This is a genomic window from Phenylobacterium sp., assembly GCF_030651185.1.
GTDB lineage: Bacteria > Pseudomonadota > Alphaproteobacteria > Caulobacterales > Caulobacteraceae > Phenylobacterium.
Map to the genome: position 1 here is coordinate 576385 of NZ_JAUSCJ010000022.1, position 17235 is coordinate 593619.

The 17235-nt window shown below is 66.8% G+C and carries 16 protein-coding genes and 1 tRNA gene; 9 read left to right on the top strand and 8 right to left on the bottom strand.

Annotated elements, in window-relative coordinates; all coding sequences use genetic code 11:
- Positions 1-17 precede the first annotated feature (17 nt).
- The 6 genes from hppD to Q7J39_RS11805 all read left to right on the top strand — a co-directional run bounded on the left by hppD (position 18) and on the right by Q7J39_RS11805 (position 5156).
- Positions 18-1112, top strand: coding sequence for a 4-hydroxyphenylpyruvate dioxygenase (gene hppD, locus Q7J39_RS11780; RefSeq protein ID WP_304824763.1), 1095 nt, complete (start codon positions 18-20; stop codon positions 1110-1112).
- Positions 1113-2093, top strand: a complete 981-nt coding sequence (locus Q7J39_RS11785) for an isoaspartyl peptidase/L-asparaginase family protein (RefSeq protein WP_304824766.1) — start codon at positions 1113-1115, stop codon at positions 2091-2093.
- On the top strand, positions 2093-3223 hold the full coding sequence (locus Q7J39_RS11790) for a homogentisate 1,2-dioxygenase (protein ID WP_304824769.1): 1131 nt from the start codon (positions 2093-2095) through the stop codon (positions 3221-3223). The genes Q7J39_RS11785 and Q7J39_RS11790 overlap by 1 nt, the downstream gene beginning before the upstream one ends.
- Before the next feature lie 66 nt (positions 3224-3289).
- Positions 3290-3598, top strand: coding sequence for a hypothetical protein (locus Q7J39_RS11795; protein ID WP_304824772.1), 309 nt, complete (start codon positions 3290-3292; stop codon positions 3596-3598).
- The gene (locus Q7J39_RS11800) at positions 3595-4602 is read left to right on the top strand and encodes a fumarylacetoacetate hydrolase family protein (RefSeq protein ID WP_304824775.1); all 1008 of its coding nucleotides are present in this window, start codon (positions 3595-3597) and stop codon (positions 4600-4602) included. Before Q7J39_RS11795 ends, Q7J39_RS11800 begins: the two co-directional genes overlap by 4 nt.
- Positions 4599-5156: a MarR family winged helix-turn-helix transcriptional regulator gene (locus Q7J39_RS11805; RefSeq protein ID WP_304824778.1), complete on the top strand. Its 558-nt coding sequence runs from the start codon at positions 4599-4601 to the stop codon at positions 5154-5156. The genes Q7J39_RS11800 and Q7J39_RS11805 overlap by 4 nt, the downstream gene beginning before the upstream one ends.
- Here the strand turns inward: Q7J39_RS11805 and Q7J39_RS11810 are convergent.
- From Q7J39_RS11810 to Q7J39_RS11820, 3 genes are all read right to left on the bottom strand, one after another.
- Entirely contained in the window at positions 5092-5403 is a 312-nt protein-coding gene (locus tag Q7J39_RS11810; protein WP_304824781.1) for a hypothetical protein, read from the bottom strand. The genes Q7J39_RS11805 and Q7J39_RS11810 overlap by 65 nt on opposite strands.
- An 84-nt stretch (positions 5404-5487) precedes the next feature.
- Positions 5488-7362 carry a ferrous iron transporter B gene (locus tag Q7J39_RS11815; RefSeq protein ID WP_304824784.1) on the bottom strand — a complete coding sequence of 625 codons (1875 nt, stop codon included), beginning with the start codon at positions 7360-7362 and terminating at the stop codon, positions 5488-5490.
- Entirely contained in the window at positions 7359-7685 is a 327-nt protein-coding gene (locus Q7J39_RS11820; protein WP_304824787.1) for a FeoA family protein, read from the bottom strand. Before Q7J39_RS11820 ends, Q7J39_RS11815 begins: the two co-directional genes overlap by 4 nt.
- Positions 7686-7894: 209 nt before the next feature.
- Here Q7J39_RS11820 and Q7J39_RS11825 point away from each other — a divergent pair.
- Positions 7895-7978 (top strand) — tRNA-Leu (locus tag Q7J39_RS11825).
- A 57-nt stretch (positions 7979-8035) separates the two neighbouring features.
- On the opposite strand, the gene Q7J39_RS11830 is transcribed toward Q7J39_RS11825, so the two are convergent.
- From Q7J39_RS11830 to Q7J39_RS11850, 5 genes are all read right to left on the bottom strand, one after another.
- Positions 8036-9739, bottom strand: coding sequence for a response regulator (locus Q7J39_RS11830; protein WP_304824790.1), 1704 nt, complete (start codon positions 9737-9739; stop codon positions 8036-8038).
- Between the two features lie 142 nt (positions 9740-9881).
- Complete coding sequence (locus tag Q7J39_RS11835; protein WP_304824793.1) at positions 9882-10145, bottom strand: hypothetical protein; 264 nt, start codon at positions 10143-10145, stop codon at positions 9882-9884.
- A gap of 37 nt (positions 10146-10182) precedes the next feature.
- Complete coding sequence (locus tag Q7J39_RS11840; RefSeq protein ID WP_304824797.1) at positions 10183-11205, bottom strand: sterol desaturase family protein; 1023 nt, start codon at positions 11203-11205, stop codon at positions 10183-10185.
- A gap of 108 nt (positions 11206-11313) precedes the next feature.
- Positions 11314-11700 carry a DUF3597 domain-containing protein gene (locus tag Q7J39_RS11845; protein ID WP_304824799.1) on the bottom strand — a complete coding sequence of 129 codons (387 nt, stop codon included), beginning with the start codon at positions 11698-11700 and terminating at the stop codon, positions 11314-11316.
- 113 nt (positions 11701-11813) lie between these two features.
- Positions 11814-14075, bottom strand: coding sequence for a TonB-dependent receptor (locus Q7J39_RS11850; RefSeq protein ID WP_304824802.1), 2262 nt, complete (start codon positions 14073-14075; stop codon positions 11814-11816).
- 246 nt (positions 14076-14321) lie between these two features.
- Here Q7J39_RS11850 and Q7J39_RS11855 point away from each other — a divergent pair, with 246 nt between their 5' ends.
- Both Q7J39_RS11855 and Q7J39_RS11860 read left to right on the top strand, forming a co-directional pair.
- Complete coding sequence (locus Q7J39_RS11855; RefSeq protein ID WP_304824805.1) at positions 14322-16325, top strand: alpha-glucosidase; 2004 nt, start codon at positions 14322-14324, stop codon at positions 16323-16325.
- 14 nt (positions 16326-16339) lie between these two features.
- A complete protein-coding gene (locus tag Q7J39_RS11860) occupies positions 16340-17233 on the top strand; it encodes an alpha/beta hydrolase (RefSeq protein ID WP_304824808.1) in 894 nt (297 codons plus the stop codon).
- Positions 17234-17235: the final 2 nt, after the last annotated feature.

The following is a 17235-nucleotide window of genomic DNA, read 5'->3' on the forward strand; positions in this document are numbered from 1 at the left end:
CTGGAAGGAGTGCGCAGATGAACGCCCAGGCCCCCTCCCGTGACCTGTTCGACAATCCGTTGGCCACCGACGGCTTCGAATTCGTTGAGTTCACCGCCCCCGACCCCGACCTCCTCAAGGGTCTGTTTGAGAAGATGGGCTTCACGGCGGTCTCCAGGCACCGCTCGAAGAATGTCATCCGCATGCGCCAGGGCGACATCAACTTCCTGCTGAACATGGAGCCCAGCGGCCAGCCCGCCGACTTCCGCCAGATCCACGGCCCCTCGGCCAACGCCATGGCCTTCCGGGTCAAGGACGCCGCCAAGGCGATGGCCCTGGCGCTTGAGCGCGGCGCCAAGCAGGTTCTGGGCCCGGTCGGCCCCATGGAGCTGAACATCCCGGCCATCGAGGGGATCGGCGGCTCGAACCTCTATCTGGTGGACCGCTATGGGGCCCAGGAGATCTACGACGTCGACTTCGTCCCGATCGCCGGCGCAGCCGAGGCGGAAGTCCGGAACGGTGTCGGCCTGACCTATCTGGATCACCTGACCCACAATGTGTTCCGCGGGAACATGGCCAAGTGGGCCGACTTCTATGAGCGCATCTTCAACTTCCGGGAGATCCGCTACTTCGACATCGAGGGCGCCCAGACCGGCCTCATCTCCAAGGCCATGACCAGTCCCTGCGGCAAGATCCGCATCCCGCTGAACGAGAGCCAGGACGACCACTCGCAGATCGAGGAGTTCCTGAAGGACTATCACGGGGAGGGCATCCAGCACGTGGCGCTGGGGACCGGCGACATCTACCACGCGGTGGAAGCCATGCGGGACCGCGAGGTCCGCTTCCAGTCGGTGCCGGAGACCTATTACGAGCAACTCCCGGATCGCGTGAAGGGGCACGAGGAGAACCTGCAGCGCCTGCGCGCCGACCAGATCCTGATGGACGGGGCGCCCACCGAGGGTCAGGGTCTGCTGTTGCAGATCTTCACCGAGAACATGATCGGCCCGATTTTCTTCGAACTGATCCAGCGCAAGGGCAACGAGGGATTCGGCGAGGGCAACTTCAAGGCGCTGTTTGAGTCCATCGAACTGGACCAGGTGCGCCGCGGGGTGCTGCCGGCCAAGGAGGGCTGATTGCCGCCGAAATGGGCCATTGTCGTGCATGGCGGGGCGGGCGTGATCGAACGCGCCCACCTCAAGCCTGAGCAGGAGGCCGCCTATCGCGCCGCCCTGGCGCGGGTGACCCAGGCCGGCGCCGAGGTGCTGAAGGCCGGCGGCCGGGCCCTCGACGCCTGTGAAACCGCCGTCCGCCTGCTGGAGGACGATCCCCTGTTCAACGCCGGCCGGGGCGCGGTCTTCACCGCGGAGGGCCGCAACGAGCTGGACGCCGCCATCATGGAGGGCCGGACGCTTGCCGCCGGCGCAGTTGCGGGCGTCACCCGCGCGCGCCATCCCATCAGCCTGGCTCGCGCGGTCATGGAGCGGTCGGGCCACGTCATGCTGATCGGCAAGGGCGCCGACGACTTCGCCGCCGACCAGGGTGAGGAACTGGTGGAGCCGTTCCATTTCCACACCGCCCGGCGCTGGCGCAGCCTGACCAACTTCCTGAAGGCCGAGCACCTGCCGATCCCGCCCGAGCCCCTCGGCGCCGACCGGCCCGACCCGGCCCAGGGGCTGGCCCACGACGAGGGCAAGCACGGCACGGTGGGGGCGGTGGCCCTGGACATCCACGGCGATGTGGCCGCCGCCACCTCCACCGGCGGTACGACCGGCAAGCGCTGGGGCCGGGTGGGGGACTCACCGCTGATCGGGGCCGGGACCTATGCCTCCAACGCCGGCTGCGCGGTTTCGGCCACCGGGACTGGCGAGTACTTCATCCGCCTGACGGTGGCGCGCGACATCTCGGCCCTGGTGGAGCTGAAGGGCCTTTCGTTGCAGGCCGCGGTCGATGAGGTGGTGCAACGTCGGTTGACCGCGCTCGGCGGCGACGGCGGCGTGATCGCCGTCGCGCCCAATGGCGACGTGGCCTGGAGCTTCAACACTTCGGGTATGTACCGGTCTATGTCGGTCGAAAGTCGGCCAATGTCGGTCGGCATCTACAAGGACGAGGCGTGATGGCTCGCAACTGGATCCCAATCCGTGGCGCACAAGGGGTTCACTCCCGCCAGGCCCACGCCGACATGCCCCCCGGCACCTACGAGCGGGAGGTCTCCAAGGAGGGGTTCTTCGGTCCCGCGGCCTTCCTGCACCATCCACGGCCACCAACATCTTGGACCAGTTTCGAGGGCCCGCTGCGCCCCCGCGCCTTCGACCTCGCCCGCCTGAACGAGGCGCCCGGCTCCCCCTGGAGCGCGCCCATCGTCCTGCACAACGCCGCCGTGGAGATGCGCTTCTGGAAGCTGGCGGCGCCTATGCCGGCCCTCGCTCGCAACGCCGACGGCGACCAGCTGCTGTTCGTCCATGAAGGGCAGGGGGACCTGTTCTGCGACTATGGCCACATCGCCTATGAGTCCGGCGACTACCTCTACCTGCCGCGCGGGACCATGTGGCGGCTGGCGCCCACGGCGCCCACGGCGGTGCTGATGATCCAGGCCACCAACACCCATTTCTCCCTGCCCGATAAGGGAATGCTGGGCGGCCACGCCCTGTTCGACCCGGCCATGCTGGATACTCCCGCCATGGACGAAGCCTTTCGGGACCATCAGGCGGAGCCTGGTGAATACCGCGTGGAGATCAAGAAGCGCGGCCAGGTCTCGGTGGTGACCTATCCCTACAATCCGATCGACGCGGTGGGCTGGCACGGCGACCTGGCGCCCGTCCGCCTCAACGTGAAGGACCTGCGGCCGGTGGTCAGCCACCGCTATCACCTGCCCCCCAGCGTCCACACCACCTTCGTCTCCGACCGCTTCGTGGTCTGCACCTTCGCCCCGCGCCCCTTCGAGACCGACCCGGGGGCGTTGAAGGTGCCGTTCTTCCACAACAATGACGACTACGAGGAGGTGCTGTTCTACCACGCCGGCGACTTCTTCAGCCGCGACGGCATCGACGCCGGCATGATGACCTTCCATCCGTCCGGCTTCACCCACGGCCCGCACCCCAAGGCGCTGAAGAACATGCTCAGCCAGCCGAAGCCGGCCACCGATGAATATGCCGTGATGATCGACACCCGCGACCCGTTGGAGGTTGGCGAGGCCGCCGCAACGGTTGAGAATGCCGCCTATGTCGACAGCTGGAAGACCGCCTAGGTGAACGTCCCCCTCGACCGTAACAAGCGCTCGCTCGCCGCCGTCCCCATGGACGTGCGTATCTGAATGCCCAGCGTCGACCGCCAGCAGGATTTGGCGGACGCCGCCGAGGAAGAACTGGCAAGGGCCTGTGAGCTGGGTTGGCGGGACCTGTCCCAGGTCACCCCTTGGGGCGACACCTACGAAGGCTTCACGCCGGCCGGCCGCTCCGCGCAGTTTGAACGAAACTACCTCTGGGTCGACCAGCCCAAGGGTGACGTCTGCGTCGAGGTCGTCGTCTACCAGCCGCAAGCCTATGAGCGTGGAGTGCGCCTGACCCGCGTCATTCCGCGCCGCGATTCAACGAAAACAGAAATGATGGGAGACCAGGAATGAAGCTCGCTTCACTGAAGTGGGGGCGCGACGGGCGCCTTGTTGTGGTCTCCACCGACCTCGCCTGGTGCGTGGAGGCGACCAATATCGCGCCGACCCTGCAGGCGGCCCTCGACGACTGGGAGCGGTGCGAGCCGCTGCTGAAGGGCCTGGCCGAGAGCCTGGACCACGGCTCGATCCCCCGGGTGCGCTTCCACGAGCACGACGCCGAGAGCCCCCTGCCGCGGGCCTATCAGTGGGCGGACGGCTCGGCCTATGTGAACCACGTGGAACTGGTTCGGAAGGCCCGCGGCGCCGAGATGCCCGCCAGCTTCTGGACAGACCCGTTGATGTACCAGGGCGGCTCCGACGGCTTCCTTGCGCCGCGCGATCCAATCCCGCTGGCCGACGAGGCCTGGGGCTGCGACATGGAGGGCGAGATCGCGGTGATCACCGGCGATGTGCCGCAGGGCGCGAGCCGCGAGGAGGCCCTGGCCGCCATCCGTCTGGTGATGCTGGCCAATGATGTCTCTCTGCGGAACCTGATCCCCGACGAACTGGCCAAGAACTTCGGCTTCTTCCAGTCCAAGCCCGCCTCGTCCTTCTCGCCCGTGGCTGTGACGCCCGACAGCCTGGGCGACGCCTGGGCCGACGGCCGACTGACGGGCGCGCTCGAAGTGGAGCTGAACGGCAAGCCCCTGGGGGAGGCTGACGCCGGCGTCGACATGACTTTCGACTTCGGGACCCTGATCGCCCACGCCGCCAAGACCCGGGCGCTGGGCGCGGGGACCATCGTCGGCTCTGGCACGGTCTCGAATCGTGGCCCGGACGGCGGTCCAGGGAAATCTGTGGCCGAAGGTGGTGTCGGCTATTCCTGCCTCGCAGAGTTGCGGACCATCGAAACCCTGGCGCATGGCGCGCCAAAGACGCCTTTCCTCAGGGTCGGAGATCGCGTGCGGGTTGAAATGCGCGACGCGCGCCGCCACTCCATCTTCGGCGCCATCGAACAGGAGGTCGCGGCCAGATGACCGTTCAGTCCCAGCCCACCGATACCGCGGCCGCGACGGGGCTGAAGCTGGACGCCTATCTGCCCTACCGGTTGTCGGTGGCCTCCAACGCGGTCTCGGGCCTGATCGCCCGGGCCTATGAGGACCGGTTCGGCCTGACCATTCCGCAGTGGCGGCTGATCTGCGTGCTGGCGGAGGAGTTGGATCTGACTCAGGGCGCCATTGTCTCGCGCACCGGCATGGACAAGGTGACGGTGAGCCGGGCGGCCCAGGGGCTGTTCAAACGCCGCCTGCTGGGGCGCTCCGATCACCACGCCGATGGGCGGTCCCACGTCCTGGCCCTGACCCTGGAGGGGTTGCGCCTGCACGCGGAGATCGCGCCGCTGGCGCTGGCCTACGAGGCGGCGCTGATCGCCGGGCTGTCGCCAGACGAGGTGGCGTTGGTCAAACGGTTGCTCAATCGCCTTCAGGCAGCGGCCAACGCCTTGGCGGGCGACGCCGGGCCGGCGCTTAGTGCGCCGTCTCCGGCATCCGGACGCCCCAACGGTGGGAGCCCTCGCCGAACCGCAGGGTGAAGCCGAAGGTCTCGCGCTTCTCCGCGTCGTTCCACGCCGCCTCGAAACTGGTGATGACCGTCGTCTCCAGTTCCTCGGGGATGTTGCGGACATCGACCCCGGAGTCCCGGGCCATCTGCATGATGACCTCCCGGCGATGCGCCTCACCGCCGAAGAGCAGCAGGGTTTGACGGATGCGCTCGGCCACGGCCTCGGCGCTGGTCTTGGGGCGCGGCTTGCGCCGCCGTTCGGTTTGGATCTTTTCCATGATCACGCCTCCCACCAGCGGAGGTTGCGCGCAGGCCGTTTATCGCCCCGTTAAAGCTCACGCTTAACTTGTGTTTGGAACGTTCTACCCGCCGCCGAGCGCCACGGTGACCTGATAGACGATCAGGGCGGCGATATAGGCCAGAGCGAACATGTAGACGAACATCACAGTGGGCCACAGCCAGCTGTTGGTCTCACGCTTCACCACCCCCAGCGTCGCCACGCACTGCGGGGCGAAGACGTACCAGGCGAGGAACGACAGGCCCGAGGCCAGGGACCACTGCTCGGCCAGCCGGGCCGACAGGCCGCCGCTGGCCTGCTCGGCGTCGCCCACCGCATAGACGGTGCCCAGGGCGGCGACCGCGACCTCGCGCGCCGCCATGCCCGGAACCAGGGCCACCGACATCTGCCAGTTGAATCCGATGGGGGCGAGGACCGGCTGGATGAAGTGGCCGATCATGCCGGCGAAGCTGTAGTCGATCGCCGGCCCGGCGGCGCCGGCCGGCGCATAGGGGAAGGTCGACAGGAACCAGACCAGCACCATCAGCGGCAGGATGATGCGGCCTGCCCGGGTCATGAAGATCTGGCCCCGCAGCAGCAGGTTGCGGGCGACATTGGTGGGGTCAGGCTTCTTGTAGGTGGGGAGCTCCATCATGAAGGGCTCGCTCATGCCCCGCCAGAGGAAGCGCCGCACCACGAAGGACACGCCCAGGGCCGAGAGGATGCCCGCCGCATAGAGGCCGAACATCACCAGGCCCTGAAGGCTGAACACTCCGCCCACCACCTTGGCCGGAACTACGGCGCCGATGATCAGGGTGTAGACCGGAATTCGCGCTGAGCAGGTCATCAGCGGCGCCACCATTATGGTGGTCAGGCGGTCGCGCTTGGAGTCGATCACGCGCGTCGACATGACTCCGGGAATGGCGCAGGCGAAGGAAGAGAGCAGGGGAATGAAGGCCCGCCCGTGGAGGCCCGCCCCGCCCATGATCTTGTCCATCAGGAAGGCCGCCCGGGCCATGTAGCCGGAGTCCTCCAGCATGATGATGAACAGGAACAGGATCAGAATTTGCGGCAGGAAGACCAGCACGCTGCCGACCCCGGCGATGACGCCGTCGATGATCAGGCTGCGGACCAGGCCGTCCGGTATGACGAGGGCCGTCAGGCCACCCAGGCCGGTCATCGCCCCGTCGATGAGGTCCATCAGCGGCGTGGCCCAGGTGAACACCGCCTGGAACATCAGCAGCAGGATGCCCATCAGAATGGCCAGGCCCCAGACAGGGTGAAGCAGAACCGAGTCGACCTTGCCGGTCAGGGTGTCTGGATGTTCGGGCGGCCGCACATGGGCCTTCATCAGGCGCTGGGCCTCGCGGTGCGCGTCACGAATTTCGCCGGCGTCTGGTTCACGCCACTCCTGAGCGCCCGCGGAGGCGGCCTCAAGGGTGGTGGCGTCGATCTGCGCCACCAGTTCCTCAATGCCCCGCTTGCGGGTGGCGACCGTGGTCACGATGGGCGCGCCGATGTCGCGGGCCAGGCCCTCGAGGTCGATGCGCAGGCCCTGCCGCTGGGCGATGTCGAACATGTTGAGCGCCAGCACCAGGGGGCGGCCCACCTGCTTCAGCTCCAGGATGAGGCGCAGGACAAGCCGCAGATTGGTAGCGTCGGCCACGCAGACGATGACGTCGGGCGGCGTTTCGCCGGCCAGTTGGCCCAGCACCGCGTCCCGGGTGACCACCTCATCGGGGCTGCGGGCGCGCAGGGAGTAGGTGCCGGGCAGGTCGAGCACGTGGATGGTGCGACCCGACGCGGTAGTGACGGTCCCTTCCTTCCGTTCGACGGTGACGCCGGCATAGTTGGCCACCTTCTGGCGACCGCCGGTCAGGGCGTTGAACAGGGCGGTCTTGCCGGAATTCGGGTTGCCGACCAGGGCGACCCGGGACGGCGACAGAGCGACGTCGGTCATGGACGGTCCAGCAGGATGATCACTTCGCCAGCGTCGCGACGGCGCAGGGCGATGCGCATATCGTCCAGGCGCACGGCGATGGGATCATGGCCGATCGCGCCCTCATGGATGACTTCGAGCCGCGCGCCCTCGACGAAGCCGAACTCCAGCAGGCGGCGTTGAAGCTCCTCGATATCGACGCCGTGATCCTTGCCGTCGTCCTCGGCGCGTACGTCAATGATGACGCCACGATCGCCCACCGAGGCGTCGCTCAGCCGAACCGTGATCCCGACTTCGGGGATCGCTTCGGCGATCTCCACCCGGTCCATCGACAGATTGTTCATAGGGACGCCCTCACTCTTTGCGAGTGATTATCATTCAGATGATGCCGCGTCGAGAGTGTGGCCGTGCTTGCGGCGAAGGGTCTCGCCGGAACCGGCCAGCAGGCCGCCCCTGCCGCCCTGAACCGGGGCGTGGACGAGGCCGCCGCGCAATAGGCCCAATCGCCGCTTGCGGCGTCGCACCTCGACGCTACATTGCCCGCCGCTCTGAGGCCCCAGTGGCGAAATGGTAGACGCGGCAGACTCAAAATCTGTTGCCGAGAGGCGTGTTGGTTCGAGTCCGACCTGGGGCACCAGATCGATCAGCGGTGGTCGCACAGGCTGAGGGAAAATCCCGATCCAGGGGCGGGACGTCAATCCTGACCCAGATCTCCCGCCGTTCTGGCGAGCAGGTCGAAGAGCTCGGCCAGGTCAATCGGCTTGCGCAGGACGCCGTCGGCGCCGTCGGCGAGGTAGTTGGCGACGTCCTCATCAAAGACGTTGGCGGTCAGCATCCAGATTGGAATGCGGACACCTTCGGGCTCTGCGCGCCGAATTTCACGAACGGCTTCCCGGCCGCCCAGCACCGGCATGTTGACGTCCATCAGGATGAGATCGAACGGCTGGGATCGCCACGCGTCCAGGGCCTGTGCGCCGTCTTCGGCGAAAACCAGCGACACCCGCGTTGACCCCAGCAGGGCGGCGAGCACGTTGCGGTTGGCGGGGTTGTCCTCGGCGGCCAGGATACGGATCACCTCGGCCAGGGGTGGTGCGCCGACCGGTCCGACGGGAGTCTGGGCCGCCACGGCGGCGTCGAAGGCGAACCAGAAGACCGCGCCCTCGACAGGGTCGTTGCCCTCGCCGAGGTCGGCGACGCCCACTTCCCCAGCCATCAGAGCCAGGTTCCGGGCGCAGACGGCCAATCCGACCCCGCTCGTCCCCCGCACTCGCCCCCGCCCGGTCTGATCGAAGGCCTCGAAAATCCGCGGGCGATCCTCCGGAGGCACGCGGGGGCCGACGTCGGCGACTTCGATCAGGACGCTGAGGGTGTCTCCCTTCGGCGCGCCCGCGAGGCGGACCTCAACGCGGCCGTTCGACGGGGTGGCGTCCATCGCGTTTGAGATCAAGGCCACCAGCGCCTGCTCGACCCTGGCGGCATCGGCCATGACGGAGAACGAGAGCGTGGGGTCCGCGTCAGTAAAGGTGAAGGACAGGCCCAGGTCTCGAGCGTGTGGGGCCCAGACCCGCATCTCCGACCGGATCACGTCGCGCAGATCTACCGCCGTCAGGTTCAACTGATCGCCACGGCCCTCAAGGTGGCTCAGGTTCAGCACACCGTCCAGCAGCCTTGTCAGTTGCTGGCCGCCCTCCACAATACCGCGGGCCAGGTTGGCCTGGCTTGGTGACAGGGTCTCGCTTCGCAGCGCCTGAGCGAAGCCCAGCACGGCGTTCAAGGGCGTGCGGATCTCGTGGCTGGCGACGGCCAGCAGGTCGGTCTTGGCCTGGCTCGCCGCCCGCGCGGCTTCGGTGGCCTGGGCCAGGGCGGCGTTCTGTCGTGTCAGATCGCGCATGGCCTGAGTCAGGCTGCGGTCGGTCGCCTGCTGACGGGAGGTCACCAAGAGGACCGCGGCGACGAACAGCAGCATCGCTAGGGCATAGTGGTTGACCGCGAGCGGGTCGGACCAGTCGATGGCGATCCAGATCATGGTTCCCACGGGAGGCGCGACACCGAGGGCGTAGCTGAAGCGGCTCATATGGAGCCGAAGGGCCGCGAAGAGCAGGACGCAGATCGCCAGCAAAGCTGCTTCGACCCGCATGATCGGATCATCGTAAAGGCGGATTTGCACGGCGAGCCAACAGGCGTTGGTCACCAGCAGGAACATCAGGACGTCGGACTGCCAGCGAAGACGCTCGGACGCCTTGACCGGGTCGGGATGGCGCGATGCGACCTTGGTTGCGGCGAAGAGCGCCAGGTAAAGCGCGAACTCCAGGCCGCCCAGGGCCGCCATGTGCCACGGCGTGAAGTTCACCAGGAGGGCGACGAAACAGGCGACGAGGGCTAGGCGGGACAGCGCCACGCCGCGGGAGTATCGAATGAAACCTTCGGGTTGGGAGACATTCGTCTTCGGGTCCAACATTCGATCGCCGTCAAGGTCTTCTGCAAGGGGGCTTTGCGCGCCCCACAAGGCATAGGTCAGCGATTCGAGCCTGCGCGCTCGCCTATGGCGCGATCTGGCGTGCCATCTTCGCGACAACAGCCGTGTCTATGCCGCATAGGTCGAAATTTCGATCAGCCACAATCTGGAATAATGGGTGGAGTAACTTCACGCTGTTGATCTTCAACGGAGAAATATACTTATGTGTATTGGTGTTGTTCTTTTTGACGTTTTGACGCTGCGCCTGGATCAGCGCCGAGGTTGACGCTTGGCGCCGCGAGAAAGGCGAGGCCCCCATTTCAGGCGGCTCTGCCAGTAAACTCTCCATGCGGGCCTATTGCTCGCCAAACGTGTTGTTCGAGAGCCTAGTCCTTGCGGCGGACCACGAAGCCCGACCAGAAGTGCCAGTAGTCACGCAGCAGGTCGGGGACGATCCAGAACCCATGCCGGTAGGGCTGGGCCACGCCGATCACCAGGGCGGGGTCAGCGGTCCCGCGCCAGGTCCCGAACAGGCGGTCCCAGATGGGCGCCATGGCGAAGTGGCCCGTCGGCTCGGTCATGTCCAGCTTGTGGTGCAGGCGATGGTGTAGGGGCGACTGGATCACCCAGCGGCCGACCCAGCCCCAGTCCGAGGTGAGCTGCGAGTGGATCAGGAAGCCCACCGTGGTCACCAGCACGCTGACGAAGATCATCACCGCCGGCGTCGCGCCCAGGATTCCCAGCGGCAGGTTGATCACGAAGAAGGCGCTGAAGGCGGCCGGATGCTGGCGCGCGGAGGTGACGACACAGAAGTCCTGCGCCGAGTGATGATAGCGGTGAAGCGGCCAGAAGAACCGGCTGTGGTCCAGGCGATGGGTCCAGTAGTCAAAGAAGGTGTAGACGTAGAAATAGATCACCAGCTGGGCGGCGAAGGGCAGGCTGGTCAGGTCGACCGCAAAGCCCGTCCGCGTTTGAATCCAGTCGCGGATCGCCAGGCCTGAGATCATCGACAGGCCCAGCATCATGGCCTTGCCGACCAGATCAAGAACATGACCCTGACCCAGGACCAGGACCGCGAGGTCGGTGCGCATGGACATTGTGGGGCCGAAGATCAGCGCGCGCGTGGAGCTGCGCCGCCAACCGACAACGAGACACTCGATCCACAGCGCGGTGGGCAGGATCACTGCCACCAGGCCGATTCCGGTGACGATGCGATTGTGAAGGTCGGCCACGGTCTTGGACCTGCCGAAGGCCTGCAGGGTCATCTGATCGGGCAACAGGTTGACCACCGCCCACCAGGCGCCGGCCAGCAAGCCGGCATAGGCCAGAAGACCCACGACGATGGCGGCGCGGCCCAGGATGGACCGACGGTCGTCCTCCAGCGTCATCGAGGTCTCGGCTAGCACCATCAGTCATAGCTCCACGGGGCAGGGGACCCAGTAGAGCGACTTGGCGTTGAATGGCCGTTAACGGGGCCCGAAAGGGACGCCGGCGCGCCCCTTCGGTTCTCCGCCCCGTCAGTCCCTGAGGCTGGCGGGGACCTTGCCGCCGTTCTCGGCGAGCTTCGTCCAGACCGCCTTCTGCAGGGCGATGTTCTGCTCGGCGCTGCCATGGGCGCCGGCGTTGACGCCGAGTTCCATGGCCAGCTCTTTGCGAGCCTCAAGGCTGGAATCCAGGTCGAGCATCTTCAGCAGGTCGACGATGGAGGTGCGCCAGTTGCCGCCGCCGTCCTTCTGAGTCGCCAGGTCGGACAGCACCGCCTCGACGTCGACGGGGGCGGGCGCCGGCGCGGCTGCGGCAGGCGCGGCGGGGGCCGCGGGCGTAGCGGCCTTCGGCGCGGGGACCGGGACGGCCGCGGTCTTGTGATTGAAAATCTTGTCGAAGATCTTGCCGAAAATACTCATGAGCGCCTCGCTGGAATGTGAGGACAGAAGGCTCGGGAGTCCGGCTGGGTTCCGCGCTTGCGGAACAAAGCGCCTGGGCCGCCCGCGCTGCGGACGGCCCAGGGCTGTCGGTCTTAGCCGCCGAAGTTGGCGCGGATCGTGACGCCGTAGTAGCGCTCGGAGTCACGCGGCACCTGCTGGCGGATGTAGGTGCTGGTGATGCGGGCGGTCGTGTAGAACTCGTCGGTGATGTTCTTGACGACGAAGGTCACCCGGTAGCGGTCGTCGCGGTCAACCAGCGCGACGCTGGCGTCCCATAGGCCGTAGCCTTCCAGGGCCGGGCCGATCACCGGGTTGTTGGCGTTCGGGCGGCCGGCGTCCTGGTGCACGAAGGACGTGTTCAGGTTGATGTCGAAGGGCAGGGACGGGGTTTCCACCCGGTAGTCGGCGGCCAGACTCCACTTCCCCTTGGGCGCGCCGAGCGGCTGGCCATTGACCGCCGAGCACGAGGCCGGCGAACCGGGCGGGCAGTAGAACTGTTCGATCTTGGCGTCGGTGTAGCTGGCGCCGCCCGACAGGGTCAGGTTGGCGATCGGCCGCGCCGTGAAGTCGGCCTCGAGGCCCTTGGTGGAGACCTCGCCCGCGTTCACCAGGCGGCTGACGATGGTGCCGGCCACGGTGTCGAAGTTGGTGGTCTGGAAGCCCGAATATTCCGTTTTGAAGGCGGCCAGATTGAGGATCAGGCGGCGGTCGAACAGCGCGGTCTTCAAGCCGATTTCGTAGGCGTCCGAGGTCTCCGGCTGCAGCGGGATGGTGTCGAAGCCCTGCATGTTGAAGAACACGTTGATCGCGGGCCCCTTGTAGCCGCGGGCGTAGTTCACATAGGCCGAGATGTCGTCGTTGATCTGGTACTGCAGGCCGAGCCGGCCCGAGGTGCCCCGCGTCGTGGTGGAGCCCGTCGCCGCGAAGTTCGGGCGGACACCGGCGGTGGCCGTGGCGAAGGCCGAGACCCGGGCGAAGTTGAAGTTGATCTCGTCACGCGACTGCCGCAGGCCGACGATGCCGGTCAGCCTGTCGTTGAAGTGCAGGTTGGCCTGACCGAAGATCGCGGAGTTCTGCAGGCCGGTGGTGAAGTTCGCCGTGCCGTTCGAGGTCACCGCGTAGGTGGACGAACCCGGGGCGCAGGCGCCGCCGGCCAGGGTCGTGGCGGTGCAGCCGACGTTGAAGCGGTTGAAGTAGTTGTCCTGGTCGGTCTTGTAGTAATAGGCGCCGACCACGTAATCGACCACGCCGCCGATCGGCGAAGCCAGGCGGACTTCCTGGGTGAACTGGTTGAAGTCCAGCAGGCCGGTGTCGCGCGAGGACGAGGTGCCGACGCGTTTGCCCTGCACTGCGGTGTAGTCACCGTCGCGGTACTCGGTGTTGCCCCAGCCGCGCCAGGCGGTGATGGAGGTCAGGGTATATTCGCCCAGGCGATAGTCGATCTGGCCCGAATATCCCCAGCTGCTGTCCTTGGTGACCGGATCCACGTCATTGTTGATGTCGCGGTTGGTGGGCCCCACCACCAGCGGGGCTTCCTGGCCGATGATGGCGTCGCCCGGAGTCGCGTAGCCGATGACGTCGGCGGAGGCGTTGTCCACCGCGTTGGTCCAGTCGGCAATCAGGTTGACCGTCAGGTTTTCGGTGGGGGTCCATTCCAACTTGCCGCGCACGCCGGCGCGTTCATAGCCGTTCACGGTCTCGCCGTTGAAGACGTTCTTGGCGTTGCCGTCGTACTGGCCGTACACGCCGGTCACGCCGAACAGCAGGGTGTCGCTGATCGGACCGCTGTAGCCCGCGCGGACGCGATATTCGTTGCCGTCGAAGTATGAGGCTTCCACGAAGCTCTTCGGTATCGCCGAGGGCTTGCGGGTGATGATCGAGACCACGCCGGCCGAGGCGTTCTTGCCGAACAGCGTGCCTTGCGGGCCGCGCAGGACTTCGACGCGTTCCACATCGAAGAGGTCGAAGAAGGCCTGGCCCGAGCGGGCGAAGACCACGCCGTCGATCACCGTCGAAACGGCGGGTTCCGAACCCGAGGAGAAGGAGGTGGTGCCGATCCCGCGGATGTTAAGCGACGAGTTGACGTTGGTGGTGCCCTTCCGGAAGGTCAGGGACGGGACCTGTTCCACCAGTTGCTCGGTGCTGAAGGTCTGACGGGCTTCAAGCTGGTCGCCGCTGATCACGCTCACGGCCACCGGAACCTTCTGCAGGCTCTCAGAACGGCGCTGGGCGGTGACAACGACCTCGGCGACCTGGCCGTCATCGGCCTGGGCGAAGGCGAAAGCCGGAACGGCGGCGGACGCCATCAAGGCGGCCAAGGCTATGCCGTAGCGTCGTTGAATTGAAATGCTCATGGTGAAATCCCCCGATTCAGTGGTGCGCAATTCGCCCCGTCGGCCGTTTCCCGGCCAGTGGCCGCATACCTGCACAACAGACTGGCAAAGCCAACAAACTTATATGACTATATGATATATTGCTTGACGGGGCTGGCCTAGAGAACACAGCCCGCGCCGACGCCGGGTTTCTAGCGGAACCGGGTCTGGCGCCCGCATTAGAATTGTACGCGCGGACCCCCAGGGATTCTGGGTAGAGGAGTTTGCATGCAGGTGAACGAGCAGCCCTCGGGCTTTGAGGTCGTCGAGGCCGGACGGGTGATTCTGCGCCACACGTTCGACGCGCCCTGCGCCTTCGTCGGCCGCGGCGAACCCGAGGTTCAGATGCTGCGGGGAAACTTCAAGATCGGCGACTATGTCACCGAGCGGATGCCTCTGCGCGCTGCCACGATCATCCGGCAGGGCGACGCGGTTTCGATCAATCTGGCGGCCTCGGCGTCCGAGGCCCCGGCCCTGGTGCTGACGATCATTGGCGCCGCGATCGGCCTGGAGGCTGCCGATCCCAGCCTCAACCGCCTGTGGATCCGCACAGTGGCTGAGGCCGGCGAGCATATCTGGGGCGGCGGCGAACAGATGTCCTATTTCGACATGCGCGGCCGGCGCTTCCCGCTGTGGACCTCGGAGCCGGGGGTGGGGCGCGACAAGAGCAGGATGATCACCCTGCAGGCCGACCTCGCCGGCGCTGGGGGCGACTACTTCAACACCAACTATCCGCAGCCGACCTATGTCTCGTCGCGCAGATACGCCCTGCACGTGGACACCACCGCCTACAGCGTCTTCGACTTCCGCCACGACGGCTTCCACGAGATCGAAGTCTGGGAGATCCCCGCCAAGATCGAGGTCTGGGCGCGCGACACCTTCGTGGAGATCGTGGGCGTCCTCTCCGAGCGCTTCGGCCGCCAGCCGCAGCTTCCGGCCTGGGTGCTGGAGGGCGCCATCGTGGGCCTCAAACAAGGGGCCGAGAGCTTCGACCGGCTGCAGAACTTCCTCGACGCTGACGTCGCGGTCGCCGGCCTCTGGTGCGAGGACTGGGTCGGGCTGCGCGTCACCTCCTTCGGAAAGCGCCTGTTCTGGGACTGGAAGTGGAACCCCAAGCGCTATCCCAACCTCGACACCCAGATCGGCGAGCTGCGGGCCAAGGGCATCCGCTTCCTGGGCTATGTGAACCCGTACCTGGCGGTGGACGGCAGCCTCTATGAGGTGGCCAGGGCAAAGGGCTATCTGGCGCTCACCCTGGACGGCGCGGGCCCCTACATCGTCGACTTCGGCGAGTTCGACTGCGGCGTGGTGGACTTCACGATTCCGGAGGCCTGCGCGTGGTTCGAAGACGAGATCATCGGCCGCCAGATGCTGGACTTCGGCCTCTCCGGCTGGATGGCCGACTTCGGTGAATACCTGCCCACCGACGTGAAGCTGGCCAACGGCGTCGACGGCATGCTGATGCACAACGCTTGGCCGACCCTGTGGGCGGAGGTCAACGCCCGAGCCGTGGCAAAGCGCGGCCTGACCGGCGAGGCGCTGTTCTTCCTGCGGGCGGGCTTCACGGGGGTGCAGGCCCATTGCCCGCTGCTGTGGGCCGGAGACCAGTCGGTGGATTTCAGCCGCCATGACGGGATCGGCACCGTCATCTGCGGGGCGCTGTCCTCAGGCCTGCTGGGCAACGCCTACCACCACAGCGACATCGGCGGGTACACCAGCCTGTTCGGCAACGTTCGTACTCCCGAACTGCTGATGCGCTGGTCGGAGATGGCGGCCTTCACGCCGGTGATGCGATCCCACGAAGGCAACCGGCCCGACGAAAACCTGCAGTTGGACGGTGACCCGCAGGTCCTGTCGCACTTCGCGCGTATGACGAAGGTCTACCGCCATCTCGCCCCCTACGTGGCGCGGCTGTCGGCCGACGCCGCAGCGACGGGGCTGCCGCTGCAACGGCCCATGTTCCTGCACTTCCAGGATGACCCGAGTACCTATGCCGACCAGACTCAGTACCTCTACGGTGCCGATCTGTTGGTCGCGCCGGTGATCGAAGAAGGAGCCCTGGAGCGGACGGTCTACCTCCCGGCGGGCGCCGCCTGGGTGAACGCCTGGACGGGCGAGGCGCAGGTCGGCGGCGCGGAGATCGTGGCGCCGGCGGCCCTCGGCTATCCGCCGGTCTTCTATCGCCAGGGCTCGGCCGACGCCGCCCTGTTCGCCGGCCTCGCACAGATCTAGTTCGGAGTAGCCTGATGACCGATACCGACCGCCGAGGCCTGCTGGCCGCCGGCATCCTCACCTCCGCGCTGGCAGGCGTGGGCGGCAAGGCCGTCGCGAAAGCCAGTCCGGCGGAGATGATCGAGCTCTGGCCAGATGGGGCGCCCGGCGGCTCCAAGGTGACCGTCACCGAGAAGGCTGTTGATGTGGTCGACAAGGGCTCCACCGGCCGCGACATTTCCGGGATCACCAAGCCGCGCTTCAGTCTGCACCGACCGAAGAAGGCCACCGACACCGCGATCCTGGTGCTGGCTGGCGGCGCCTTCAATCGCGTGGTGTTCGACAAGGAGGGCGAGGAGGTCTGCGCCTGGCTGGCCGACAACGGGATCGCCGCGGGCGCCCTGCTGTACCGCCTGCCGGGCGACGGCTGGGATGCGGGGCAGGACGCCCCCGTCCAGGACGCCAAACGCGCCCTGCGGCTGCTGGTCCAGGCGACCGGCGCCAAGCGCGTCGGGATCATGGGCTTCTCGGCCGGCGGCACGATCGCCGGAGCCGTGGTCGCCCGAGGGGCGGAGGCGCTCTATCCGCCGGTGGACGCCGCCGACAAGCTGGATGCGACCCCGAGCTTCATGTGCCTGGGCTATCCCTATCTGAACGTGCCGAGGGGGCAGCGTGAGAACATGTTCCCAGGTTTCACGAAGGACACTCCGCCGACCTTCTTCTTCCATGCCGCCGATGACGCCCGGGTGACGATGGTCAACTCGATCCAGCCGTTCCAGGAGCTGCGCGCCCTCGGCGTCCCCGCCGCGCTGCACGTCTTTGAGAGCGGCGCCCACGGCTTCGGCCTGCGGGCGCCTGAGGGTTCATCGGCCGCTTGCTGGCCCGACCTGTTCCTCGCCTGGGCGAAGGCTGGCGGGCATCTGGGCTAGAG